Source organism: Tessaracoccus terricola (assembly GCF_054776555.1).
On the sequence record NZ_BAAHBS010000005.1, the window covers coordinates 900663 to 923973 of the forward strand.

The window sequence follows — 23311 nt, forward strand, 5'->3', positions numbered from 1 at the left end:
GCCATGGAGGACAAGCTGAAGGTCGGCCCTGCGAAGACGAGTGCCGCCGGTATCCCCGGCGTGCTCCACGCCATGGGGTTCGCGGTCCGCGAAGGTGCGCTGCTGCCGCTGCTCAAGGTCAACCAGACCGACGGGTTCGACTGCCCCGGCTGCGCCTGGCCGGACCCCGACCACCGCCACGTCGCCGAGTTCTGCGAGAACGGTGCCAAGGCCGTCGCGGAGGAGACCACCCCCCGACGCTGCGGCCCTGACTTCTTCGCCGAGCACGACGTCGCAGACCTGCGGGGTCGCACCGACCACTGGCTGGGCCGGCAGGGACGTCTCACCACCCCCATGTACCTGCGCAAGGGGTCGGCCACCTACGAACCCGTCACGTGGGAGTTCGCGCTGGACCTGATCGCGGCCAAACTGAAGCGGGTGGAGCCCGACGAGGCCGTCTTCTACACCTCCGGCCGCACCAGCAACGAGGCGGCGTTCCTGTACCAACTCCTCGTGCGGCGACTCGGCACCAACAACCTGCCCGACTGCTCCAACATGTGCCACGAGTCCTCCGGCAGCGCCCTCACCGAGACCATCGGCATCGGCAAGGGCACGGTCACCCTCAACGACGTCGAGACCACCGACCTGCTGCTGATCAACGGCCAGAACCCCGGCACCAACCACCCCCGCATGCTCACCGCGCTCGAGAAGCAGAAGGCGGGCGGCGGCAGGATCATTGCAATCAACCCGCTGCCCGAGGCCGGGCTGATCAACTTCAAGAACCCCCAGACCGTCAAGGCCGTCACCGGTGGGGTGCCGTTGGCCGACGAGTTCTGCCAGATCCGCGTCAACGGGGACCTCGCCCTCTTCCGGGCCCTCAACCGCATCCTCATCGACCGCGACGCCATCGACCACGACTTCATCTCCCGGTACTGCGCCGGGTTCGACGAGTACGCCGCCGCCCTCGTGGTGGACCGGGCAGAGACCGAGTTCGCCACCGGGATGCCGTGGAGCCAGATCGAGCGGGTGGCGGACATGGTGTGCGAGTCCCGCTCCGCCATCGTGTGCTGGGCCATGGGGCTCACGCAGCACAAGAACTCCGTGCCCACCATCAAGGAGATCGTCAACTTCCTGCTGCTGCGCGGCAACATGGGCCGCCCGGGTGCCGGCGCGTGCCCCGTGCGCGGCCACTCGAACGTGCAGGGCGACCGTACCGTCGGCATCTACGAGAAGCCGCCGCGGGAGTTCACCGACCGGCTCTCCGCGGCATTCGACTTCGAGGCCCCCACCGAGCACGGCTACGACGTCGTCGAGTCCATCCGAGCCATGCGCGACGGGCGGGTGCGGTTCTTCATGGGGATGGGCGGCAACTTCGTGCGCGCCACCCCGGACTCCGTCGTCACGGAGGAAGCCCTGGCCAACGTGGACCTAACCGTGCAGGTCTCCACCAAGCTGAACGGCTCTCACGCCTTCACCGGCGAGGAGGCGCTCATCCTGCCCACCCTCGGCCGCACGGACGCCGACCCGCAGGCCACCGGTCCCCAGGACGTCACCGTCGAGGACTCCATGGGCATGGTGCACGCCTCCCGCGGCCGCCGCCGCTTCGACGGCGTGCTCTCGGAGGTGGCCATCGTCACCGAACTCGGTCGGCGGGTCTTCGGCGACGCATACTGGGACGACTTCCGCGGCGACTACGCCCTCATCCGGGACAAGATCGAGGAAGTCATCCCCGGCTTCGAGGACTACAACGAACGCATAAAGGCCCCCGGTGGCTTCGCCCTCCCCAACGGCCCCCGCGAGCGGCGCTTCACCACGGCCTCGGGCAAGGCCCACTTCACCGTGAACCCGCTCACGGTGCTGCGGACACCACCCGGCCACCTGATCCTGCAGACCGTCCGCAGCCACGACCAGTACAACACCACCGTCTACGGCCTTGACGACCGCTACCGCGGCATCAAGGGCGGCCGGCGGGTCGTGTTCGTCAACCCGGTGGACCTGGCCGAACTCGGCATCGCCGACGGCGAGCACGTCACGCTGGTCTCGGTGCACTCCTCCGGGGAACGCCGCGCGCCCGGGTTCCGGGTGGTTTCCTACGACACGGCCCGCGGCTGCGCCGCCGCCTACTTCCCGGAGACCAACGTGCTCGTCCCGCTGGACTCGGTGGCCGAGGTCTCCGGCACGCCCACGTCGAAGTCCGTCATCATCCGCCTCGAGCGCGAGGCGGCGGCCTGAGTGCGGCGGGTGACGATTCCGCGCCCGGTGACCCGGGTGGTGGTGGGGGCGACGATCGAGGCCACACGCCGCCCCGACGTGCTGATCGCCGAGGAGCCGCTCGAGATCCGGCTGAACGGCTCACCCCTCGCCGTGACGATGCGGACCCCCGGTGACGACGTCCACCTGGCCCACGGCTTCCTCCTGGGGGAGGGTGTGATCGGCTCGCCCGAGGACGTCGTCACCGCCCGATACTGCGCCGGGTCCGTGGTGGCGGACGAGACCGGCGTGCCGCAGAACACCTACAACGTGCTCGACGTGGCCCTCGCGCCCGGCGTGCCCGCCCCGTCGGTGGACCCCACCCGAAACTTCTACACCACCTCCTCCTGCGGGGTCTGCGGCAAGGCGAGCATCGACGCCATCGAGCAGCAGGCCCGCTGGCCCGTGGCCGACGACGACGTGCGCCTGGACCCGAGGGTGCTCGTCGGCCTGCCTGACGCGCTGCGCGAACAGCAGAAGGCCTTCGACCGCACCGGCGGGCTGCACGCGGCCGGGCTGTTCACCGCCGACGGCGAACTGCTGCGCGCGGCAGAAGACGTCGGCCGGCACAACGCCGTCGACAAGGTGCTGGGCTGGGCGCTGCTGCAGGGGCTGCTGCCGGCGCGGGGACACATGCTGGTGGTCTCCGGCAGGGCCAGCTTCGAACTCACCCAGAAGGCCCTGATGGCGGGGGTGCCGGCGTTGGTGGCGGTGTCCGCGCCGTCGTCGTTGGCAGTGGAGATGGCCGCCGCCGCGGGGATGACCCTGCTGGGATTCGTCCGTGCCCCGCGGTTCAACGCCTACACCGGGGCCGAACGCTTGGACCTCTGAGCGCCGCTGCCCCTGCGGCGGGGATGGAAGAATCACTCGTCCTCGCCCACGAGCACCAGCTGGTGTGACTCACAGCCGCGCCAGCACGGCGTCGAGCATCTCCTCGGTGAGCTTGCCGGTGAAGGTGTTCTGCTGGCTGACGTGGTAGCTGCCGTGCAGCACGACGGGCCGTCCCGACGGGGTGGTCAGCTCGGCGGTGGCCCCGTGACCGAACTTCGGCTTCGGCCGGGGGACGGTCCAGCCGGACCGGCGGGCCGCTGCGATGGCGGCGTCCCAACCGATGGAGCCGAGCGCCAGCATGGAACGCAGCCGGGGCTCAGCGAGGGCGAGTTCCCGGTCCAGCCACGGGGAGCAGGTGGCCTTCTCACTCGTCGTGGGCTTGTTGTCGGGCGGGGCGCAGCGGACGGCGGCGACGATCCGGATGCCCGTCAGCTCCAACCCGTCCCCGGCGGCGACGGCGGTGGGCTGGTTGGCGAACCCGGCGCGGTGCAGCGCCGCGAACAGCCAGTCGCCGGAACGGTCACCGGTGAACATCCGGCCCGTCCGGTTGGCGCCGTTCGCCGCCGGGGCGAGACCCACCACCAGTACGGGTGCGGCCGGGTCCCCGAACGACGGCGCTGGCCGACCCCAGTAGGGCTGGTCGGCGAACGACGCGCGCCGCTGCGTCGTCGCGATTCGCTCCCGCCACTCCACCAGTCGGGGACAGGCGCGGCACACCGAGACGAGGGCGTCGAGGTCCGGGACCGTCGTGGCGTCCGAGGCCAGGCGCTCGACGTCGGACGCGGTGGCCGCCACCGGCGTCGTGGGCGTGGCCGGATCACCCGGCCAGCCGGTCCCGGGCGGGACCGGAGAGTTGAAGGACTGCCCGGTGACGGGGTGCGGGTCGGATCGTCCGGTCGGCCGCGGTGTCGACATCTCAGCTCCCTCGGTGTGGCTTCCTGTCACACTAACCGGTCGCAACCGGGGGAGTGCCGGGACCGGGGTGGGCAGTCAGGTCTGGCGTCCAGCGCTCACGCAGCCATCTCGCCGGTGCCGGAGCCGAGTTCCCGCAACATCTCGGCGGCGGTGTGGACCCCGTTGAAGATGGTGGTCCCGGTCTGGAAACGAGCGCCGTTGGCCAGCGGGCCGGCGGCCACGGCGTCGTAGCCGAGGCGTTCGACGAACTCCCTCACGACCCGAGCCGCAGCGGCATCGTCGGAGGCGACGGCGAGTGCCCTCCGGTCGGGCGTGCCCGGCGGGGTGGAGTGGTCCTCCAGGTCCCGGTAGCCGATGTGGTTGAGCGACTTGACCAGGCGGGCGCCGGCGAAGTGCCGGGCCACCACCTCGCTGCTCGAGGTGCCCCCTTCGAACTCGGGCAGGGTGCCGTCGACGTCGCGCCAGTAATTCATCGCGTCGATGACCACGCGGCCCTCGAGGATGCTCGCGTCGATGCTGCGGTGCTTGTGCAGCGGGACGGCCACCACGACGATGTCCGCCCCCTGCACGGCCTCGGCCGAGGTGCGCGCGGTGGCGCCAGGGATCACGATCTCGGCGATCAGCTCGATGTCCTCGGCGGCACCCGAGCCCGCGACGTCGACCTCGTAGCCCGCGCGCAACGCCGCCCGCGCCACCGCCGAGCCCACCCGTCCGACGCCGAGCACCGCGATCTTCGTCAATTCCGCCTCCAAAGTAGTTGAATCCGCAATCAGTGTAGCAGTGGTGTCCCGGACCCGATGGTGACCAGCGTGAGCGACACGCCGCGTTCAGGCTCTGGAGATCCGCTGCGAGGCGTGTCGTTCACGCCTGTCACCACACCTCGGGTGCCCTAGGCTGGATCGGTCCGAGGGCCGATCTCGAGGAGGAGCATGAACCTCTACTTCCGAATGCTCATGTTGTGGCTGCGCAACCGCAGGGCACCGCGCACCGACGTGTGGGACACGGTCACCACGCCGTTCCGGGTGGCGCCGAGCGACCTCGACGTCCTGCTGCACATGAACAACGGCAAGTACCTCACCATCATGGACCTCGGCCGCGTGGACCTGATGCAGCGGGCGGGCCTCTGGGACGGGCTGAACCAGCGCGGCTGGTACCCGGTGGTGGCGGGCCAGACCATCACCTACCGCCGCTCCCTGAAACTCGGCCAGCACTTCGACCTCCACACCCGCGTGGTGGGGCTGGACGACCGCTGGATCTTCCTCGAGCAGACCTTCGCCGTCGGCGACGTGGTGCACGCCCGCGCGGCCGTCCGCGCGCGGTTCCTCAAGCGCAGCGGTGGCTCGGTGGAGCACGATGAACTGGAGGAGCTGGTGGGCCGGTTCCCGGAGCACCTGGAGGTGCCCGAGTGGATGCTCGAGTGGACGGAGAACACCCGGATCCCGACCAACCGCTGAAGCCGATCAACCGGGTTGCGGGGGCGCTTCGATGAAGCGCAGCCGGGTTGTAGGTTGTCGGGGAACGTCGTCCACCAATAGGAGATTCGGTGAGCCCCACCACCCCCCAACTGGTCCCACAGCCGCGCTCGCTCCGGACCACCGGCGACGGCAACCTCACCATCCCGCGGCAGCTCCCCGTGAGCGCCCCGGTGGGCTGGGCGGACACCGTCGCCGAACTCCTCGCACCGGGCACCGGGATCCGCACCATCGACGCCACCGGTGACGCGTTCCTGAAGGTCACGCGCGCCGCCGGGGAGCCGTCGGGCTACCGGCTGGTCACCGGCCCGGACGGGATCTCGATCGAGGCGTTCGACGACGACGGCCTGGTGCACGCCCTCGCCACGTTGCGCCAGTTGATGCCGGACCACGTCTTCGGCCCCTCCCCGCTACCCGACGCGGCGCTCACCGTCCCCCAGGTGGAGATCGAGGACGCGCCGCGCTTCGAGTGGCGCGGCATGCACCTCGACGTGTGCCGCCACTTCATGCCGCTGCCGTTCCTGCACCGATTCGTGGACCTGCTGGCGATGCACAAGTTCAACCGGTTCCACCTCCACCTCAACGATGACCAGGGCTGGCGCTTCGAGGTCAGGAAGTACCCAGAGCTCACCACCGTCGGCGCAGTCCGGCCCGGCACGCAGTTCCACCACTGGGACACCGACGACGGCACGCCCGTCGGCGGCTTCTACACCCAGGACCAGCTCCGCGCCCTGAACGCCTACGCCAAGCGCCGCGGCGTCACGATCGTCCCGGAGATCGACTTCCCCGGACACGCCCGCGCGCTGCTGGCCGCCTACCCGCAGTTCGGTGAGGACCCACCGGCCGAGCTCGCCACGACGTTCGCGGTGTTCCCGGAGGTGCTGCACCTCAGCGACGAGACCGTCGCGATGGTGGAGGACGTCTTCTCCGAACTCCTCGACGTGTTCGACTCACCCTGGATCCACATTGGCGGCGACGAGTGCCCCACCACCCAGTGGGAGAACAGCGACGCCGCGGCCGCGCTGGCGGCCGAGCGCGGACTCGACGGGGTGAAGGACCTGCAGCCCTGGTTCACCGAACACCTGCGCGACTGGCTCAGCAGCCGTGGCCGCACCGTGATCGGCTGGGACGAGATCATCGACCGCGGCCCCATGCCGGGCGTGGTGGTGATGTCGTGGCGCGGCGGGGAGCCGGGCCGTCGGGCCCTCGCGACGGGCCACCGCGTGATCATGAGCTCCAACGTCCCCTACTACTTCGACTACTACCAGTCGGAGGACATGGCAGAACCGTTCGCGCAGCCCGAGATCTGCACCTGGGAGGCTGTCACGGCGTTCGACCCAGCCGACGGCGTCGCCGAGGAGCACCTGCCGAACCTGCTGGGCGTCCAGGGACAGCTCTGGACCGAGTTCATGCGCACCCCCGCCCACGTCGAGTACATGGCCTTCCCGCGCGCCGCGGCACTGGCCGAGGTGGGTTGGCACGGCCCCCTGGACCCGGCGGACTTCGAGCCGCGGCTCCGCACGCACCTGCGCCGCCTCGACGCCGCCGGCGTCAACCACCGCCCCCTCGAGGGGCCTCACCCGTGGCAGACGGGCGGCACCGGCGCCTACGCCCGGCCCGCGGGCCACGGCCTGGGCGGGGGATTCTCGGAGCAGGTCCCGGACTGAGTCCGGCCCCGGCGTAGGCTGGGGCCATGCCAGCAGCAGGGGGTGCGCTCGAGCGTGGCCGCGAGGCGTTCGAGGCCGCGGACTGGAGAGCGGTCTACGACGCCCTGTTCCCGCTGCGCGCCACCCTAGCCGTCGATGACCTCGCCCTGTTGGCCCGCTCCGAGTGGATGCGCTCCCGCGTTCCCGAGAGCCTGGAGCTGTCCGAGGAACTGTTCCACCGCTACCGCGAGGAGGACCGCGCCGCCGACGCGGCGTCGACGGCGCTGCTGCTCACCGTCTTGTGGGTGACGCGTGGAGAGCCGTCGGTGGGGTCGGCGTGGCTGAGCCGCGCCCGGCGGTTGCTCGCGGAACGCGAGGACTCCGTCGTCCACGGCTACCTCGCCTACGTGGAGGCCATGGTGGCGCTCGAACTCGGGGGCGAGCTCGGGGACAGCCTCGAGCGGCTCTCGCACCTTGCCGGCACCTTCCAGGACCCTGCGCTGGAGTCCTTCGAACTGGTCATCCGTGGCCTGCTGGACCTCAGGGCGGCCGACATCGCCGCCGGCTTCGCACGGCTGGACGAGGCGATGCTGCCGGTCATAGCGGGCCGGGTTCCGGTGGAGTGGGCGGGGGACATCTACTGCACCGTCATCCACGCCTGCCACCAGCTCGCCGACTTCCGACGGATGGCCGACTGGACCCGTGCCACCGAACGCTGGTGCGAGCAGTTCGCCGGCGAGGCCATCTACGGCGGCATCTGCCGCATCCACCGGTTGGAGCTCCGGGCCGTCCACGGCGAGTGGGAGGGCCTCGAGTCGCGCCTGCTCACCGAGAGCCGGGCGTTGGAGGGCGGCAACACCTGGGTGGCCGGGGAGGGGTTCCGGCAGTTGGGCGAGATCCGCAGGCTCAGGGGCGACGACGTCGGCGCGCGCGAGGCCTACCGCTCGGCACTCGAGGCCGGCGTGGACCCGCAGCCCGGGCTCGCGCTCCTGGACCTCGCCGCCGGTCGGGGAGAGGCGGCGTGGGAGGCGCTCGGGACGGCGCTGTCGGCGGCCACCGGCACCCGGAGGGCCGTCCTGCTACGGGCCGGGGTGGAGATCGGCATCGCGGTGGGCCGGCTCGAGGAGGCGGCGGCCATGGCCGACGGGCTCAGGGAGAGCGCGCAACGTTTCGGGACCAGTGGGATGTGGTGCTGGTCACTCCACGCCGACGGCGTCGTGGCCCTCGCGAGGGGCAGGCACTCCGAGGCGGTCGCGCTGCTCGAGCGGGCCGCTGCGTACTTCCGCGCCGAGCGGCGCCGGCACGACGTAGCCCGGGCGCTGGCGGACCTTGCCCAGGCCCACGAGGGCCTGGGCAACCTGGCCGTGGCAGAGGGCTTCCGGGGCGAGTCCGGCCGGATCCTCGCGGCGCTGGCCGCCTGTGACGAGCCCGGGTCGCAGCGTGCCGGGACCGGACCACTGACGGCGCGGGAGGTCGAGGTGTTGGAGTGCGTCGCCGTCGGGATGAGCAACCGCGAGGTGGCGGGCAGGCTCTTCATCAGCGAGAAGACCGTCGGCAGGCACCTGGCCAACATCTACCTGAAGCTCGACGTCGGCACCCGCACGGCCGCCGTGGCATGGTGGCGCGAGCATGCATAGAACGCTGCAGTGGGGCCCCGCAGAATGCAGTTTCCTGCCGATGTCGGGCGTGGGGTCCCCGGCCTAACTTCTTGTTCATGGGCACCGAACGGGTGCCGGAGCAGGAAGGAAGCATCATGACCACCACCAAGGAGCGTCCCGACGTCGGGCAGGCGACGGGACCCACGCCGCTGGAGTTCGTCGACCGCCTGATGGGCGCCGCGCTGGGCTGGGCGGAGGTGAACGCGCTGTACCTCGGAGACCGGCTCGGCTGGTACCGCGACCTCGCCATCCACGGCCCCAGCACCCACGACGAACTCGCGGCCCGCACAGGCACCTCGCCCCGCTACGCCAGGGAGTGGCTCGAGCAGCAGGCGATCACGGGAATCATCGTCGCCGACGACGCCACCGACGGCGAGCAGCGCCGCTACCGACTCGCGCCCGGACCGACGGAGGTCCTCACGGACCAGCAGAGTCTGGCCTACTTCGCGCCGTTCGCCCGGATGGCCGGCGCCGTCGGCAGGCAGCTGCCCGACCTGGTGCGGGCCTACCGTGACGGCACCGGGATCAGCTGGGCCGAGTTCGGCGTGGACGCCCGGGAGGGGCAGGCGGAGATGAACCGGCCCTGGCTGGCGCAACTGCCCGGCGTCTTAGGGAACGTGCCGCAGGTCCACTCGGCGCTCTCCCGGCCGGGCGCGCGCATCGCCGACGTCGGCACCGGCGCCGGCTGGTCCGCCATCGCCATGGCGCAGGCCCACCCGGGGCTGCGGGCCGACGGGTTCGACGTCGACGAGCCCTCCGTGGCGCTCGCCCGGGCCAATGCCGAGCAGGCCGGGGTCTCCGACCGGGTCCGGTTCCACCTGGCCGACGGCGACTCGTTGGCCTCCCACGGCCACTACGACGCCGTGTTCGCCTTCGAGTGCCTGCACGACATGCCACGTCCGGTGGACGTTCTCCGCTCGATGCGGGAGGCGGTGGCCGACGACGGCGTCGTCGTGGTCATGGACGAGCGGGTGGGGGACAGCTTCACCAGCCCGGGGGAGCTGGACGCCCTGTTCTACGCGTTCAGCATCTTCCTGTGCCTGCCGGACTCGATGTCGCACCGGCCCAGCGCGGCCACCGGCACCGTCATGCGGCCCGACGTCCTGCGCGACTACGCGCGGGCCGCCGGCTTCGACGACGTGTCAGTCCTGCCGATCGAGGACTTCGGGCTGTGGCGGTTCTACGAGCTGACCTTCTGACGGGAGATCGGCGTCCGGGTGGCTCGACGCTACCCCCGACGCTCGACGCTACCCCTGGCTCCCGACGCCCACCGCCATGGCGGTAGCGTCCAGCGTCAGGGGTAGCGTCTGCGGATCGGGGAGCGTCCGGGGCTGCGACGACGTCGCCGCGGCCCCGCAGGCACTCAGACCAGCTTGGCGTCCAGAGTGATCTCCTTCACGCCCGCGAGGGCGAGGGAGACCGGGCAGTTCTCCTTGGCCTTGTCAGCCAGCTCGGCGAAGGCCTCCGCGGAGATGCCGGGCACGTCGCCGGTGACGCTGAGGTCGATGCGGGTGATCCCCTCGCCGGCGACGAAGATCACCTTCGCGTTCGTGTCCAGCTTCGTGGCGGTGGTGCCGTTCTCGGCCAGGAAGTGCGAGAACTGCATCGAGAAGCAGGTGGCGTGGGCTGCGGCGATGAGCTCCTCGGGTGTGGTGGTGCCGCCCGCCTCCTCGGCGCGCGCCTTCCAGTTGGCCTGGAACGAACCGGCGCCGGATGTGTCCAGGTTGACCGAACCGGATCCGGTGGGCAGGTCACCCTGCCACTGGGCGGTGGCGGAATTCACGATGGGGTTGGGCATGTACGACTCCTTCGAACGTTCGACGGGGGTTGCCCGCCGACGGCGATCTGCCGTGGATCCCACACTAACCCCGCCCCATGTGTGGCAAGCCGGGATCCGGCCAGCGGGCAGTCGGAACGGATTCGCTGACCCTGACCGCGGCACGTAGGCTTGCGCGGTGCACCAAGGCAAGGTTGGGGCGGTCTCTGCCGCCCGCGGGCGGGCCCTCATGGCCCTGTTCTTCGTACCCGGGATCGTCCTGGCGAGCTGGGTTAGCCGCACCCCGGACATTCGCGACGCGTTCGGGGCGTCGCACGCCCAGATGGGGCTCGTGCTGATGGGGCTGTCCGTGGGCTCAATGGTGGGAATCCTCGCCTCCGGTCCGTTGGTGGCGCGGTTCAGCACGCGCAAGGTGATCGCCGTCGCGGCGTCCCTGACGGCAGTCAGCGTGCCGGTCCTGGCCGTCGGCGCCGGGGCCGCCTCGCCCTGGGTCTTCGCCGTCGGGCTGTGCCTGGGCGGCCTGGCCATGGGCGGCGGCGAGGTGGCGATGAACGTCGAGGGCGCCGAGATCGAACTGTTGGCGGACCGGCCGTTCCTACCCAAGCTGCACGCCTTCTTCTCCATCGGTGCGACGGCGGGCGCCACCCTGGGTATCGTCTTCACCCACTTCCGTGTCCCCGTCGAATGGCACCTGGCCGGGATCGCCGTGGTCGCGTTCGTGATCGTCCCGCTGTGCCTCGGGCACATTCCGCCCGGCGTCGGCCTGGCGGCGCCCCGGACCCCGGAAGCTGCGCCGTCGCGGCCCCTCCTCACCGACGTCCGCCTCCTGCTGATCGGTGTGATCATGCTGGCGCTCGCGCTGGCGGAGGGCTCGGCCAATGACTGGCTGCCGCTCGTGATGGTTGACGGCCACGGCTTCGACCCCGCCCTCGGGTCCCTGTCGTATGCCATCTTCGCGGCCTGCATGGCCGTCGGGCGGCTGTTCGGTGGTCCGCTCGTGACCAAGCTCGGCCAGCGCAACGTGCTGTTGGTGAGCTCGCTGGCGGGAGCGTTCGGGCTCGCGCTGGTCATCTTCGTCGACAACCAGTTGGTGGCCGGTCTCGCAGTCATCGCCTGGGGGCTCGGCGCCGCACTGGGGTTCCCGGTGGCCGTCTCTGCTGCGGGCACGGCCGGGGAGCCCGCCGACGCCGCCCGTCGCGTCTCCTTCGTGGCCACCATCGGCTACATCGCCTTCCTCGCCGGCCCGCCCGTGCTCGGACTGCTCGGCGAGGTGGCCGGCCTGCGTCGCGCACTGATCCTCGTGATGGTGCTCTGTGTCGTCTCGGCGCTGCTGGTGGAAGTGCTGCGGCGCCGGAGCCGGTCCGTCGAGGACCTCGAACTGGTCCAGTGAGCCCCTAATATTCGTCAGACGTAGCGTCTGACCCGGGGGGAGCCCAGAACCACCATGCGCCAGAAGTCGTTGGCTGTTGCCGCAGTCCTCCTGCTGACCGCCTGCTCCACGCCACCGGAGCCCGCCCCGGACCCGTCGGTGCCGGCGCAGGAGCCCACAACCGCAGACCCGGGAACCGCCACACCGGAGACCCCCGCCCCGGACACCTCGGAGCCCGCGGCCCCGACCAACTCCGCGGACAGCGCCCCGGAGGGTGAACCGGCCGCGGAGGGTTGGGTGGCCCCGGAGGCCTGCTCGTCCCTGCAACTCGAGGCCGGGGGCGTCCTCGACGGCGTGGGCCTCGGCGGTTGCGTCTCGACGGCGCTGCGCAGCTTCGGCAGCGGCAGGGAGTACATCACCGGGCCCGACTTCGTGGGATCGGTCGACTTCACCTACACCCCCGAGCTCAGCCTGCGGGCGGAGATGGACTCCGGGGGAGAGTTGATGACGGTTGTCATCGCCGAGGGTGATGTCTGGATGAACATGGGCGGCGAGATGGTCAGGGGCGACGAGTCCGGAGACCCGACGGCCCAGCTGGTGGCCTCCCTCGGTGAGCTGTACCGGTTCTTCTCCTCGCCGGAGGTGACCGCAGACCTGATCGCAGCCAGCCCGGAGTGGGTGGTGGCCGACGAACTGGAGGAGCGGGAACTGCCCAACGGCCAGGTGGTGGCCGCCCACCGCATCGAGGCCGCGGCACCCTTCGCGTGGCAGGAGGTCCCCGTCGACGCCTACACCGTCTGGTTCGCGCCGGACTGGACACCCGTCGGCGCGCAGGGCACCAGCACCATGATGGGCGTCACCGCCACCACGTTGCAGGAGTTCTACGACCTGGGTGCGGACATCACGATCGCCCCGCCGGCCTGACTGCTCAGCCCTCCGGGAGCCCGGGGACGTAGCCGCTGCGGCCCTCCCAGGAGCCGTGCTCCGACAGGGGCCGGAACCGCAGGGTGGTGAACTCGTGGTGGAAGTCGCGGCGCTCCCGCTCACCCATGGCACCGGAGTGTCGGCCGCCGTCGGGGGCGGTGTCCCGACCCCAGACCATGCCCGTCATGGCGCGGGTGGACTCCCACACCGAGAAGGTCGAAACGGTGCGCGGAGGGCGCATCGCGGCCAGCGCCAGCGTCGTGTCCGGATGGTCCCTGACCTGTTCCTCCACCGGCCTGCCCCAGCGGATGAACCGGGGCAGCTCCGGGAGCCGGGTCCGGGCGAGCGTCACGGCCACCACGGGCTCGGCGGGGCGACTGCGCGCGGCCTCCTCCGGCAGGTGGGCGAACTCAGCGACGGCGCCCCAGCGTCGCAGGAACTGCATGCGGACGTGCCAACCCTGTGCCAGGGCCCGGCCGAGGCGGTGGCGCGTCAGGAAGTCCGCCAGCGACCGCTCGTCGGACCACTCCGCGAACACCGCCAGCCGGTGCAGTTGCATCCTCGCCGGTGAGAGCACTGGTGCCCCCAACCCCATGCCTGCCATGGCCTCCATGCGCCGCAGACCGGGGACCGAGGACGCCGACGGTGGCCGCAGCAGCGCCCGCAACGCGGTCGGTACGCCGACGCGTGCGAGGTGGAAGGAGTGCAGCATGGTGGAGAGTCTCCCACGGGCCCGGTCCGGTGTGCATCGGCGGCAGCCGGCCGGAACTGTCGGTGCGTGGGCGTAGCGTTCCGACATGGGAAAAATCATCTTCGACACCGCGACCAGCATCAACGGCTGGATCGCCGACGAGAACAACTCGCTGGACTGGCTCTTCGCCGTCGAGGGCGGGGAGCACCCGGACGAGGGGCTCTTCCCTCAGGGGACCACCGTTCTGGTGGAGGGCTCCACCACCTACGAGTGGCTGCTCGCGCAGGAGGACGTGCTCAACCACCCGGAGAAGTGGCGGGACTTCCACGGCACGAAGCCGACGTTCCTGTTCACCACGCGTGACCTCCCCGTGCCGGAGGGCGCGGACGTGCGCAGGGTCTCCGGACCGGTGACCCAGCACATCGACGCCATCCGTGAAGCAGCGGGCGACGGGGACATCTGGGTGGTCGGCGGGGGAGACCTGGCCGGCCAGTTCCTCGACGCCGGCCTACTGGACGAGATCGCCATCTCTGTCGCACCGGTGGCGCTCACCGGCGGGGCACCGCTGTTCCCGCGTCGAGTGGGATCAGATCGACTTCGGTTGGTCTCCGCCAAGGCGTACGGGCAGTTCGCGAGGCTCGTCTACGAGGTGGTGCGCTGAGCCAGCGCCTCCCGGAGGCGGTCGTACGTGGGGCCGTCGAAGGCGACGATGCGGGCGTCGGCCACGGCGGTCTGGGCGTTGGCGACGGTGGTGATCGCGACGTCGATCGCGTCATCGAGCGGCCAGCCGTAGATGCCCGCACTGATCAGGGGGAAGGCGATGCTGTGCGCCCCCAGTTCCTCGGCCACCTCCAGGCTGCGGCGGTAGCACGACTCCAACAGCCGGCGGTCGGTCTGCCCCGCCCGGTGGTTGGGGCCGACGGTGTGCACCACCCAGCGGGCGGGCATCTGCCCGGCGGTGGTCCAGCCGGCATCCCCCGTGGCCAAGCCTTCGGGGAAGCGGGCGACGCAGTCCGCCAGCACCTCCGGGCCGCCGGCCCGGTGGATGGCGCCGTCCACCCCGCCGCCACCGCGCATGGCGTTGTTGGCGGCGTTGACGACGACGTCCACCGCCTGGGTGGTGATGTCTCCCCGGACCGCCGTGACGCGGGGCATCATCGCTTGACCCGGTGGTTCGGGTTGCCGGCCAACCCCGCGGCGTCGGGCAAGATCTCCTGTTGCGTGGTCCTCATCCGGTGAGTTTTCCACGTCTCGCCTCCGAAGTCACCGGCGGATGCCGGACTCGCGCGCCATCCGGGGTCTGCCAGACTGGCGCCGTGGCAGTGGTGGCGTGGATGGATCGGTACCAGGTGCCGTTGTACGTGGCCGCGCTCGTCGTCGGCGCCGTCGTCGGGCTCATGGCGCCGGGAACCGCCCCGGTGCTGGCGGTGGTGATCGACCCGCTCATAATCCTGCTGCTGTACGTGACCTTCCTGGGGGTCCCGTTCACGACGCTGTGGGCCGGGCTCGGGGACCTACGGTTCCTAGTCACGGTAGGGGTGGTGAACTTCGTGGTGGTTCCCCTCCTGGTGCTCCTGCTGTCGCGGGTGGTGGCTGACGACGCAGTGCTGCTGGTGGGGGTGGCATTCGTGCTGCTGGCACCTTGCATCGACTACGTCATCGCCTTCACGGGACTGGCCGGTGGGGCGCGGGACAGACTGCTCGCAGCCACCCCGCTGCTGATGCTTGCTCAGCTGGCGCTGTTGCCCGGTTACGTGCCGCTGGTGGTGGGCCCCGGACTGGCCACCGCCGTGGAACCCCAGCCGTTCCTACGGGCGTTCCTGGTGCTGGTGCTGGCGCCACTCGCGGCGGCGGTCGTGACGCAGCTGTGGTCTCGGAACAGGCCGCGGAACAAGGCCGAGGAGGTGGGCTCGGCAGCCATGGTCCCGCTGATACTCGGCGCGCTGGCGGTGGTCGTGGCGGCGCACGTCCACGGCGTGGCCGAACACCTCGGCCGATTGGTGCGGGTACTGCCGGTCTACCTCGGTTTCGCCGTAGCCATGGTGGCGGTGGGTGTGCTGGCAGGACGGCTGGCGCGGCTGGACGTGCCCGCGCGAAGGGCCGTCGTGTTCAGCGGGGTGACCCGCAACTCACTGGTGATCCTGCCCCTGGTCCTGGCACTTCCAGCCGGCTACGAGTTGGTGCCGTTGGTGGTGGTCACCCAGACCCTCGTGGAACTGCTGGTCATGGTGGCGCTGGTGCGCGTCGTACCCCGTCTCTTGCCGGAACCGGGGGCGTGAGCACGCCTCAGGCCAGGTCCACCACCTCGAACTCCAGCAGGTCCGCGCCGGTTGCCACGGGCTTGCGGGAGCCGTCGTGCGCGTTGCCGGCCCTGCCGGAGCGCCAGCGCTCGAAGTCCTCCCGGGTGTCCCAGTGGGTTACGACGAAGTACTTCTCGCCACCGGCCGTGGGGCGCAACAGCTGGAAGCTCTGGAAGCCCGGCTCCTGGTCCACGGCGTGCTTGCGGGCGGCGAACCGGGACTCCAGTTCGGGGCCGTGGCCCTCCGGTACGGACAGTGCGTTGATCGCTACGTATGCCATGCCCTGAGCCTGCCACACGGCGGTCTGGAGTGAACGCACGGGGTCGGGATGTGGCGACGACCAATCCGCCAGATTCGCCGTCGTGGCGGAGCCCCGGCTGCTTCAATGGAGGCCGAGTCCTGAGGAGGCACCGGATGGAATCAGAGTCGTTGACCAAGTTGGGCGAGGAACTGCTCACCACCGCCCGGAGCGCGAACGCCGGACGTGCGGCGCGCACGATCCTGGGCGGACACACCCACAGGCTGCGCCAGACCCTGATCGCGTTGCTGGCCGGTCGGGCGATGGGGGAGCACGACTCCCCGGGCGAGGCCACCATCCAGGTCCTCAAGGGCTCGGTGCGGCTGACGTCGGCAAACCACGACTGGCCCGGCACGGAGGGCAGCCTCGGGATCATCCCGCCGGAGCGCCATGAGCTGGAGGCCGACGAGGACTCCGTCGTGCTGCTGACCGTGGTCGTGGAACTGTGAGCCGCAGGGTTACTGGTTGACGTTGCGGCCCACGACGCGCATGTCCTGCGCGGCCAGGTCTGCCTCGATCGCCTCGGTGTTGAGGGTGTTCACGCCCACCACCACGACGCTGGTGTCCAAGTTGCCGCGGTGCACCGCCAAGTGCTGGATGTTGGCGTGATGGGTGCCCATGATCCCGGTCAGCTTGGAGAGCACACCGGGCTCGTCCCGGGCCTCGATGGTGAGGCGGGTGCCGTGGTCCCGGAAGCCGAGCATGTCGATGAACGCGTCGAGGAGGTCGCTCTCGGTGATCACGGCCACCAGTTCGTCGCCGTCCACCACGGGAAGCATCTCGATCTTCTCGTCGCGCATCAGCACTGCCGCCTCCTCGAGGAGGGCATCGGGGCCGATCGTGAGCGCCGGCTTGGACATCACCTGCGCCACGTTCAGCTTGGAGACCAGGTAGGTGGCCTCCTGTGCGCTCAGCGTGGTCGCCTTGGACGGCAGGGCTGCCCGGATGTCGTTGAGGGAGATCACGCCGACCACTCGGCCGTCGTCCACCACCGGGAGGTGCCGCACACCGCGCTCGGACATCTGATCCGCTGCGTCGGGGATGCTCGCCCCCGGCGTCGTGGTGAACGGGTTGGCGGTCATCCGCTGGTGCACGAACATGTCAACCTCCCAGATAGGCGCGCTTCACCTCGTCGGTCTGCGCTAGTTCCTTGGCATCTCCCGACAAGACTATCGAGCCGGTTTCCAGGACGTAGGCCCGGGTGGCGATCTGGAGTGCGATGTTGGCGTTCTGCTCCACCAGCAGCACGGTGGTGCCGGCCTGGTTGATCTTCACGATGATGTCGAAGATCTCCTGTACCAGCAGCGGCGCGAGCCCCATGGAGGGCTCGTCGAGCAGCAGCACCTTCGGGCGCGCCATCAGCGCTCGACCCATGGCGAGCATCTGCTGCTCACCCCCGGAGAGGGTCCCAGCGAGCTGGCGGCGTCGCTCCGCGAGGATCGGGAAGCGGCCGAACACCTCGTCGAGGTCCTCGTGGGAGATGCGCTTGTGCTGGAAGGCGCCCAGGTCCAGGTTCTCCTGGACAGTCATCTCCGGGAACACCCGGCGGCCCTCCGGGACCTGCGAGAGGCCGCGGGAGACGCGGCTCTGCGGGGTGGTGGCGGTGATGTCCGTGCCCTCCAGGGTGATGGAGCCGGAGGTGGGCTTCTTCAACCCGGAGACCGAGCGCAGGGTGGTGGTCTTGCCGGCCCCGTTGGCGCCGATCAGGCAGACGATCTCGCCCTCGTTCACCTCGAACGAGATGCCCTTGATGGCGTGGATGACACCGAAGTGGACGTTCAGGTCCCTGACCTCAAGCACTGGGGGCCTCCTCTCCGAGGTAGGCCTCGATGACCTTCGGGTCGTTGCGGACGTGCTCGGGCGAGCCGTCGCTGATGATCGTGCCGTGGTCCAGGACATAGATCCGCTCACAGATCCGCATCACCAGGCTCATGTCGTGCTCGATCAGCACCACGGTGAGGCCGAAGTCGCGCCGCAGCTGCGAGATCAGGTCCGTGAGGTCGCGGGTCTCGTTGGGGTTCATGCCGGCGGCCGGCTCGTCGAGCAGCAGCAGCTTGGGCCGCACCGCGAGGGCGCGGGCGATCTCCAGGTGGCGCTGGTCGCCGTAGGACAGGTTCCGGGACAACTCCCCGGCCTTGTCCGCGAGCCCCATCACCTCGAGCAGTTCCTCGGACTCCCTGCGGATCCGCTGCTCCTTGGAGCCGAACGTGCCGGCGTGGGTGAATGCCGCGAACAGGGAGTAGGAGAAGTTCTGCTGCATAGCGATCCGCACGTTGTCCAGCACCGTGAGGTCCTTGAACAGGCGGATGTTCTGGAACGTGCGGCCCACCCCGGCGCGGCAGATGGCGTTGGGCTTCTTGCCGCCGATGGAGACGGTGCTGCCGTCGACGTTGAGCTCGATGGTCCCCGACGACGGCGGGTAGACGCCGGTGAGGACGTTGAACAACGTGGTCTTGCCGGCGCCGTTGGGGCCGATCAGGCCCACCAGTTCGCCCTCGTCGACGTGCAGGTTTGCCTTGGAGACGGCGGTCAGGCCGCCGAAGTTGCGGGTCAGGTCGGTCACCCTGAGCAGGCTCATCACTTGACCTCCTCGTCGTCGGGGATTGCTTCGTCCGCGTCCTTCACGATGGCCGGGGCCTCCACGGCTGCAGGGTCCTTGCGGCCGCCGAAGGCCTTGCCGAGGATGCCCAGGCTCACCTCACGGGAGCCCATGATGCCGCCGGGCCGGAAGATCATGATCAGCACCAGCAGCAGCGAGTAGATGATCATGCGCACGTCGGTGAACTGAGCCAGGTACGTGGACAGCACGGCCAGCAGGATGGCGGCGATGATCGATCCGGACATGGAGCCCAGGCCGCCCAGGACGACGATCACGAGGATGTCGATGGATTTCAGGAACCCGAACTGGCCGGGCTGCAGGACGTAGAAGTACGACGCGTACAGGCCGCCGCCGATGCCGGCGAAGAAGGCGCCGATGGTGAAGGTCTGCACCTTCACCCGCGTGGTGTTGATGCCGATTGCCTCCGCGGCGATCTCGTCCTCGCGCACGGCGATGGCGCGGCGGCCGTGGGAGCTGCGGATGTAGTGCCACAGGAACACCAGGGTCAGGGCCAGGAAGAAGAACATCCAGTTCCAGTCCACGTGGCGGGGGATCCCCGACAGGCCGGCGGCACCGTTGGTGATCTCCATGTTGTTGATGGCCACGCGGATGATCTCGGCCATCCCGAGCGTGGCGATCGCCAGGTAGTCCCCGCGCAGGCGCAGCACCGGGAGGCCGATCAGGAAGCCGACGAGGGCGGCCAGGGCCGCGCCCGCCAGGACGCCCAGCACGAAGCCGACCACACCGTCGACGTTCATGGTGATGATGGCGCACGCGTAGGCGCCGATGGCCATGAAGCCGGCGTGGCCGAGGGCGAGCTGGCCCGTGAAGCCGACCACCAGGTTCAGGCTGGTGGCGAGGATGATGTTGATGCAGATCGTCATCATCGTCGCGAACAGGTAGTTGTTGATGACGCCGACCGAGATCAGCGCCAGCACGATTCCGTAGGCCAGGCCCAGGGGGACCAGCCAGCGCAGGATGTTCCTCACCAGGTCCATGTCACACCTTCTCCCGCACGTTCTTGCCCAGCAGCCCGGTGGGCTTGACGATCAGGATGGCGATGAGGATCGCGAACACGACGCCGTCTCGGAACAGCGAGTAGCCGAGCGCGGACACCGCGATCTCCGCGCCACCGATGACGAAGGCGCCGATCAGGGCGCCGGGGATGATCCCGATGCCGCCGAACACGGCCGCGACGAAGGCCTTCAGGCCGGGCATGATGCCCATCAGCGGGTTGATCGAGTTGTAGTAGATGCCCACCAGCACGCCGGCCGCACCAGCGAGCGCGGAGCCGATCGCGAAGGTGAAGGAGATGGTGCGGTCCACGCTGATGCCCATCAGCTGTGCCGCTTCGGGGTCCTGCGAGACGGCCCTCATGGCCTTGCCCATCTTCGTGGTCTTGACGACGAACTGCAGGAGCACCATCAGCAGCACCGAGATGCCGATGATGACCAGTTGCTGGCTCTTGATGACCACGCCGCCGATGTTGTAGGAGGCGTTCATGTAGTCGGGCAGCGCCGGGTAGGCGCGCGGGTCGGCGCCGACGAAGTACATCATCGTGTACTGCAGGAGCAGCGACATGCCGATCGCGGTGATCAGGGAGGCGAGCCGGGTGGACTTGCGCAGCGGCCGGTAGGCGACGCGCTCGATCAGGACGCCCAGCACGGTGCACACGATCATGGCCGCGAGGATCGCCTCGAAGACGCCGAGGTGGAACACCGACATCGTCCAGTAGCCCACGAACGCGCCGATCATGTAGATCTCGCCGTGGGCGAAGTTGATCAGCTTGATGATGCCGTAGACCATCGTGTAGCCGAGCGCGATCAGCGCGTAGATGCTGCCCAGCGACAGTGCGTTGATCGCCTGCTGCAGGAACTCCGTCACCCGTTCACCTCCCCAGTGCTGCGGTGGGCCCGGCCCGCGGGCCCACCGCTTCAGTCAGAACCGAAGACTCGGCTCAGCCGATCTTCTCGCTCGTGGCCTGGACGCCGTCGGCGAGTCCGATGACCACGATGGACTTGACCGGGTTGTGGTTCTCGTCCATGTCGAAGGTGCCGGTGACACCGGTGAAGCCCTTGGTCTCGGCCATGGCGGTCTTGACGCCCTCACCCGTGAGCTCGGCGGCGCGGCCCACGGCGTCGGCGACGAACTTGCCGAGGTCGTAGCCCAGGGCGTGGAACGCGTTGGGCTCCTCGCCGTTGGCCTCCTGGAAGGCGGCGATGAAGTCGACCACCGCCGGGTCCTCGTCGATGGAGGAGTAGTGGTTGGTGAAGTAGACCTCGTTGAGGGCGTCGGCACCGGCCAGCTCGAGGAGCGTGGGGGAGTCGAAGCCGTCGGCGCCCAGGACGGGGGCCTCGATGCCGAGGTCACGGGCCTGCTTGATGATCAGGCCGGCCTCCGAGTAGTAGCCCGGGAGGTAGACGACGTCGAAGCTCTCGCCGCGCAGACGCGTCAGGATGGAGTTGAAGTCGGTGTCACCGGCGGTGAAGCCCTCGGTGGCCGCGATGGTGCCGCCGCGGGCCTCGAACTCGGTGGTGAACGCCGCGGCCAGCCCGGTGGCGTAGTCGGAGCTGTTGTCCTGGATGATGACGGCGGTGCCGGCCGAGAGGTTCTCGTCGGCGAACTGCGCCATGATCGTGCCCTGGAACGAGTCGTTGAAGCAGATGCGGAACGCGTACTCCTTCACGCCGTCGGCGTCGACGGTGACGTCGTCGGCCGTGGCGGAACCAGAGACGACGGGGACCTGGTTGTCCTGCGCGACGGGGATGGTGGCCTTGAAATTGCCGGAGGTGGCGGGGCCCATGCAGGCGATGACGCCGTCCTGCGACATCAGGCGGGTGGCGAGGGTGGTGGCCTCCGCGGCGTCGGACTTGTTGTCCACCTCGACCAGTTCGATCTGCTTGCCGTCGATGCCGCCGGCCTCGTTGACCTCGTCAATGGCCATCTTGATGCCCGCGACGGAGGCCTGGCCGTAGGTCGCCACGTCGCCCGAGAGCTCGTAGTTCACACCGAGCTTGATGGTGTCACCGTCGGCTGCGTTCTCGCCCCCGGGGGAGGCGGAACAGGCGGCCAGCGTGCCGGCCACTGCGACGGCAGCGGTGGTTCCGAAAAGCGCACGACGCGTGAGCTGCATGTTGATTCTCCTAAGAAATAACCGTGCGACCGCCTGCGCGGATCGCCTCCATGGTTGGTAACCTAATCAGCTTTTCGCTGCAAGCGCATTCCGGTGTTTCGCAGTTGACCGGGAAAGCGTGGACGAAGTTGTGAAACTGTGACCAAACCCGCGCCTAGGGTACCCCGACGCAAAGCGACCCGACACGCCGAGTGGAATCGGTGGAAGGGGGCGGGTGCCCCCTCGGGCCGTTTCCGACGGCGTGTCGGGTCGGGTGCGGGGTGCTGCGGGTCAGGCGATGACGCCGAAGCCGGCGGTCCACGGCAGCTTCTCGCCGGCGGCGAGGGTCAGCTGCAGGAAGCCGATGGCCTCGAGCTCGCGGGCCCGCTTCAGGGCGCCGGCGTCGATGGTCTTCACGCCACCGGCGGACACGACGCCGATCAGGGCGGCCTTCGCGTCGGAGTCGTCACCGGCCACCAGCACGGTGGTGGGGACCTGGTCACCGACGGAGCCGGTGGCGAGGGTGGCGGCGAAGTTGGTGTTGAAGGCCTTGAGGACCTTGGCGTTCGGCAGCTTCGCGGCGATCTCGGAGGCGGCGGAGCCGTCGGCGGGGACCACGAGGGAGTCGAAGGTCTCGAAGTTCAGCGGGTTGGTGATGTCCACGACGACCTTGCCGTCGAACTGGCCGGGGCGCTCGGCGATGATCTGGTCGACGGCCGGGTAGGGGACGGCCAGGATGACGATGTCGCCGTTGATGGTCTTGGCCTGGTCCGAGCTGTCGAAGACCTCGACGGAGTTGCCGCCCTTGGTGGCGATGCCGGCGATGGCCTGGCCCATGTTGCCCTTGCCGAGAATGGTGATGGTTGCCATGGTCTGCTCCTTGTGAAGTGGTTGATGCGTCAAGTAACACTCTAGCACGATTACTTGATGTGTCAACCGATTTGCTAGAATCAGTTCCATGAACACCCAATGGCTCACTGAGCAGGAGCGCGCGGCCTGGCTCGGACTCATCGCCGTCGTGGAACTCCTGCCCGGAGTCCTCGAGACGCAACTGCGCCGCGACTCCGACCTCACGCACTTCGAGTACTTCACGCTCGCGATGCTCTCCGAGGCGCCCGAGCGGACGCTGCGGATGACCGAACTCGCAGGCCGCACCAACGCGACGTTGTCGCGGCTCTCGCACGTCGCCAACCGGCTGGAGCGCCGCGGCCTGCTGCACCGCTTCCCGTGCCCGGAGGACAAGCGCGCCACCAACGCCCAGCTCACGGAGCAGGGGTGGCAGAAGGTCGTCTCGGCTGCGCCCGGCCACGTCACCACGGTCAGGGAGTCGATCTTCGCGGCGCTCTCACCCGAGCAGGTGGGACAGATGGCCCAGATCTCGGCGCAGATCCTCGACCAGATCGATCCCGACGGTGTGATGCGCCCCCGCGACGAGGCCCCCCGCGCGTCGGTCTGACGACGCAGGAGACGAAACAGACCCCGGGCGAATC

Annotated in this window: 24 protein-coding genes and 1 pseudogene; 12 read left to right on the forward strand and 13 right to left on the reverse strand. The window is 69.6% G+C overall.

Annotation, left to right across the window (positions count from 1 at the left end):
• Positions 1–3: 3 nt before the first annotated feature.
• Positions 4–2211: an FdhF/YdeP family oxidoreductase gene (locus ACYU7G_RS14095; protein WP_461108885.1), complete on the forward strand. Its 2208-nt coding sequence runs from the start codon at positions 4–6 to the stop codon at positions 2209–2211.
• Between the two features lie 9 nt (positions 2212–2220).
• Positions 2221–3060, forward strand: a complete 840-nt coding sequence (fdhD, locus tag ACYU7G_RS14100) for a formate dehydrogenase accessory sulfurtransferase FdhD (RefSeq protein ID WP_461108887.1) — start codon at positions 2221–2223, stop codon at positions 3058–3060.
• A gap of 69 nt (positions 3061–3129) precedes the next feature.
• Here fdhD and ACYU7G_RS14105 read toward each other — a convergent pair whose 3' ends face one another.
• Together ACYU7G_RS14105 and ACYU7G_RS14110 are read right to left on the reverse strand one after the other, a co-directional pair.
• A complete protein-coding gene (locus ACYU7G_RS14105; protein ID WP_461108889.1) occupies positions 3130–3975 on the reverse strand; it encodes a uracil-DNA glycosylase in 846 nt (281 codons plus the stop codon).
• Between the two features lie 95 nt (positions 3976–4070).
• Positions 4071–4778, reverse strand: a pseudogene (locus ACYU7G_RS14110) (NADPH-dependent F420 reductase); the annotation flags it as partial.
• A gap of 126 nt (positions 4779–4904) precedes the next feature.
• Here ACYU7G_RS14110 and ACYU7G_RS14115 point away from each other — a divergent pair.
• The 4 genes from ACYU7G_RS14115 (at position 4905) to ACYU7G_RS14130 (ending at position 9950) form a co-directional block, all read left to right on the forward strand.
• Positions 4905–5429 (forward strand): acyl-CoA thioesterase, encoded by a 525-nt coding sequence (locus ACYU7G_RS14115; protein WP_461108891.1) that lies wholly within the window; start codon positions 4905–4907, stop codon positions 5427–5429.
• Positions 5430–5518: 89 nt separating this feature from the next.
• Complete coding sequence (locus tag ACYU7G_RS14120) at positions 5519–7114, forward strand: beta-N-acetylhexosaminidase (protein WP_461108893.1); 1596 nt, start codon at positions 5519–5521, stop codon at positions 7112–7114.
• 26 nt (positions 7115–7140) lie between these two features.
• The gene (locus ACYU7G_RS14125; RefSeq protein ID WP_461108895.1) at positions 7141–8730 is read left to right on the forward strand and encodes a LuxR C-terminal-related transcriptional regulator; all 1590 of its coding nucleotides are present in this window, start codon (positions 7141–7143) and stop codon (positions 8728–8730) included.
• Between the two features lie 116 nt (positions 8731–8846).
• The gene (locus ACYU7G_RS14130) at positions 8847–9950 is read left to right on the forward strand and encodes an SAM-dependent methyltransferase (RefSeq protein WP_461108897.1); all 1104 of its coding nucleotides are present in this window, start codon (positions 8847–8849) and stop codon (positions 9948–9950) included.
• Between the two features lie 164 nt (positions 9951–10114).
• Here the strand turns inward: ACYU7G_RS14130 and ACYU7G_RS14135 are convergent, their stop codons facing one another.
• Entirely contained in the window at positions 10115–10549 is a 435-nt protein-coding gene (locus tag ACYU7G_RS14135) for an OsmC family peroxiredoxin (protein ID WP_461108899.1), read from the reverse strand.
• Between the two features lie 157 nt (positions 10550–10706).
• Between ACYU7G_RS14135 and ACYU7G_RS14140 the strand changes: the two genes are divergently transcribed.
• Positions 10707–11918 (forward strand): MFS transporter, encoded by a 1212-nt coding sequence (locus tag ACYU7G_RS14140; RefSeq protein ID WP_461108901.1) that lies wholly within the window; start codon positions 10707–10709, stop codon positions 11916–11918.
• 54 nt (positions 11919–11972) lie between these two features.
• Positions 11973–12821 (forward strand): hypothetical protein, encoded by an 849-nt coding sequence (locus tag ACYU7G_RS14145; RefSeq protein ID WP_461108903.1) that lies wholly within the window; start codon positions 11973–11975, stop codon positions 12819–12821.
• A 4-nt stretch (positions 12822–12825) separates the two neighbouring features.
• Here the strand turns inward: ACYU7G_RS14145 and ACYU7G_RS14150 are convergent, their stop codons facing one another.
• Complete coding sequence (locus tag ACYU7G_RS14150; protein WP_461108905.1) at positions 12826–13533, reverse strand: hypothetical protein; 708 nt, start codon at positions 13531–13533, stop codon at positions 12826–12828.
• A gap of 85 nt (positions 13534–13618) precedes the next feature.
• Here ACYU7G_RS14150 and ACYU7G_RS14155 point away from each other — a divergent pair, with 85 nt between their 5' ends.
• Positions 13619–14173: a dihydrofolate reductase family protein gene (locus ACYU7G_RS14155; RefSeq protein WP_461108907.1), complete on the forward strand. Its 555-nt coding sequence runs from the start codon at positions 13619–13621 to the stop codon at positions 14171–14173.
• Here the strand turns inward: ACYU7G_RS14155 and ACYU7G_RS14160 are convergent.
• The gene (locus ACYU7G_RS14160; RefSeq protein ID WP_461109602.1) at positions 14155–14667 is read right to left on the reverse strand and encodes an O-acetyl-ADP-ribose deacetylase; all 513 of its coding nucleotides are present in this window, start codon (positions 14665–14667) and stop codon (positions 14155–14157) included. The two genes, ACYU7G_RS14155 and ACYU7G_RS14160, sit on opposite strands and share 19 nt — an antisense overlap.
• A 161-nt stretch (positions 14668–14828) precedes the next feature.
• Between ACYU7G_RS14160 and ACYU7G_RS14165 the strand changes: the two genes are divergently transcribed.
• Positions 14829–15791 carry an arsenic resistance protein gene (locus tag ACYU7G_RS14165; protein WP_461108909.1) on the forward strand — a complete coding sequence of 321 codons (963 nt, stop codon included), beginning with the start codon at positions 14829–14831 and terminating at the stop codon, positions 15789–15791.
• A 7-nt stretch (positions 15792–15798) separates the two neighbouring features.
• On the opposite strand, the gene ACYU7G_RS14170 is transcribed toward ACYU7G_RS14165, so the two are convergent.
• Positions 15799–16092 (reverse strand): antibiotic biosynthesis monooxygenase family protein, encoded by a 294-nt coding sequence (locus ACYU7G_RS14170; protein WP_461108911.1) that lies wholly within the window; start codon positions 16090–16092, stop codon positions 15799–15801.
• Between the two features lie 134 nt (positions 16093–16226).
• Between ACYU7G_RS14170 and ACYU7G_RS14175 the strand changes: the two genes are divergently transcribed.
• A complete protein-coding gene (locus ACYU7G_RS14175) occupies positions 16227–16559 on the forward strand; it encodes a cupin domain-containing protein (RefSeq protein WP_461108913.1) in 333 nt (110 codons plus the stop codon).
• Between the two features lie 9 nt (positions 16560–16568).
• On the opposite strand, the gene ACYU7G_RS14180 is transcribed toward ACYU7G_RS14175, so the two are convergent.
• The 7 genes from ACYU7G_RS14180 to ACYU7G_RS14210 all read right to left on the reverse strand — a co-directional run bounded on the left by ACYU7G_RS14180 (position 16569) and on the right by ACYU7G_RS14210 (position 22691).
• Positions 16569–17210 carry a CBS and ACT domain-containing protein gene (locus ACYU7G_RS14180; RefSeq protein ID WP_461108914.1) on the reverse strand — a complete coding sequence of 214 codons (642 nt, stop codon included), beginning with the start codon at positions 17208–17210 and terminating at the stop codon, positions 16569–16571.
• A gap of 1 nt (position 17211) precedes the next feature.
• Complete coding sequence (locus tag ACYU7G_RS14185; RefSeq protein WP_461108916.1) at positions 17212–17910, reverse strand: ABC transporter ATP-binding protein; 699 nt, start codon at positions 17908–17910, stop codon at positions 17212–17214.
• Positions 17903–18688: an ABC transporter ATP-binding protein gene (locus ACYU7G_RS14190; RefSeq protein ID WP_461108919.1), complete on the reverse strand. Its 786-nt coding sequence runs from the start codon at positions 18686–18688 to the stop codon at positions 17903–17905. Before ACYU7G_RS14190 ends, ACYU7G_RS14185 begins: the two co-directional genes overlap by 8 nt.
• Entirely contained in the window at positions 18688–19707 is a 1020-nt protein-coding gene (locus tag ACYU7G_RS14195) for a branched-chain amino acid ABC transporter permease (protein ID WP_461108921.1), read from the reverse strand. Before ACYU7G_RS14195 ends, ACYU7G_RS14190 begins: the two co-directional genes overlap by 1 nt.
• A gap of 1 nt (position 19708) precedes the next feature.
• Entirely contained in the window at positions 19709–20593 is an 885-nt protein-coding gene (locus ACYU7G_RS14200) for a branched-chain amino acid ABC transporter permease (protein ID WP_461108923.1), read from the reverse strand.
• Between the two features lie 73 nt (positions 20594–20666).
• Positions 20667–21842 carry an ABC transporter substrate-binding protein gene (locus tag ACYU7G_RS14205; protein WP_461108925.1) on the reverse strand — a complete coding sequence of 392 codons (1176 nt, stop codon included), beginning with the start codon at positions 21840–21842 and terminating at the stop codon, positions 20667–20669.
• 270 nt (positions 21843–22112) lie between these two features.
• Positions 22113–22691, reverse strand: coding sequence for an NADPH-dependent F420 reductase (locus ACYU7G_RS14210; RefSeq protein WP_461108927.1), 579 nt, complete (start codon positions 22689–22691; stop codon positions 22113–22115).
• An 88-nt stretch (positions 22692–22779) separates the two neighbouring features.
• On the opposite strand from ACYU7G_RS14210, the gene ACYU7G_RS14215 reads away from it, so the two are divergent.
• Complete coding sequence (locus ACYU7G_RS14215; RefSeq protein WP_461108930.1) at positions 22780–23277, forward strand: MarR family winged helix-turn-helix transcriptional regulator; 498 nt, start codon at positions 22780–22782, stop codon at positions 23275–23277.
• The last annotated feature ends 34 nt before the right edge of the window (positions 23278–23311 follow it).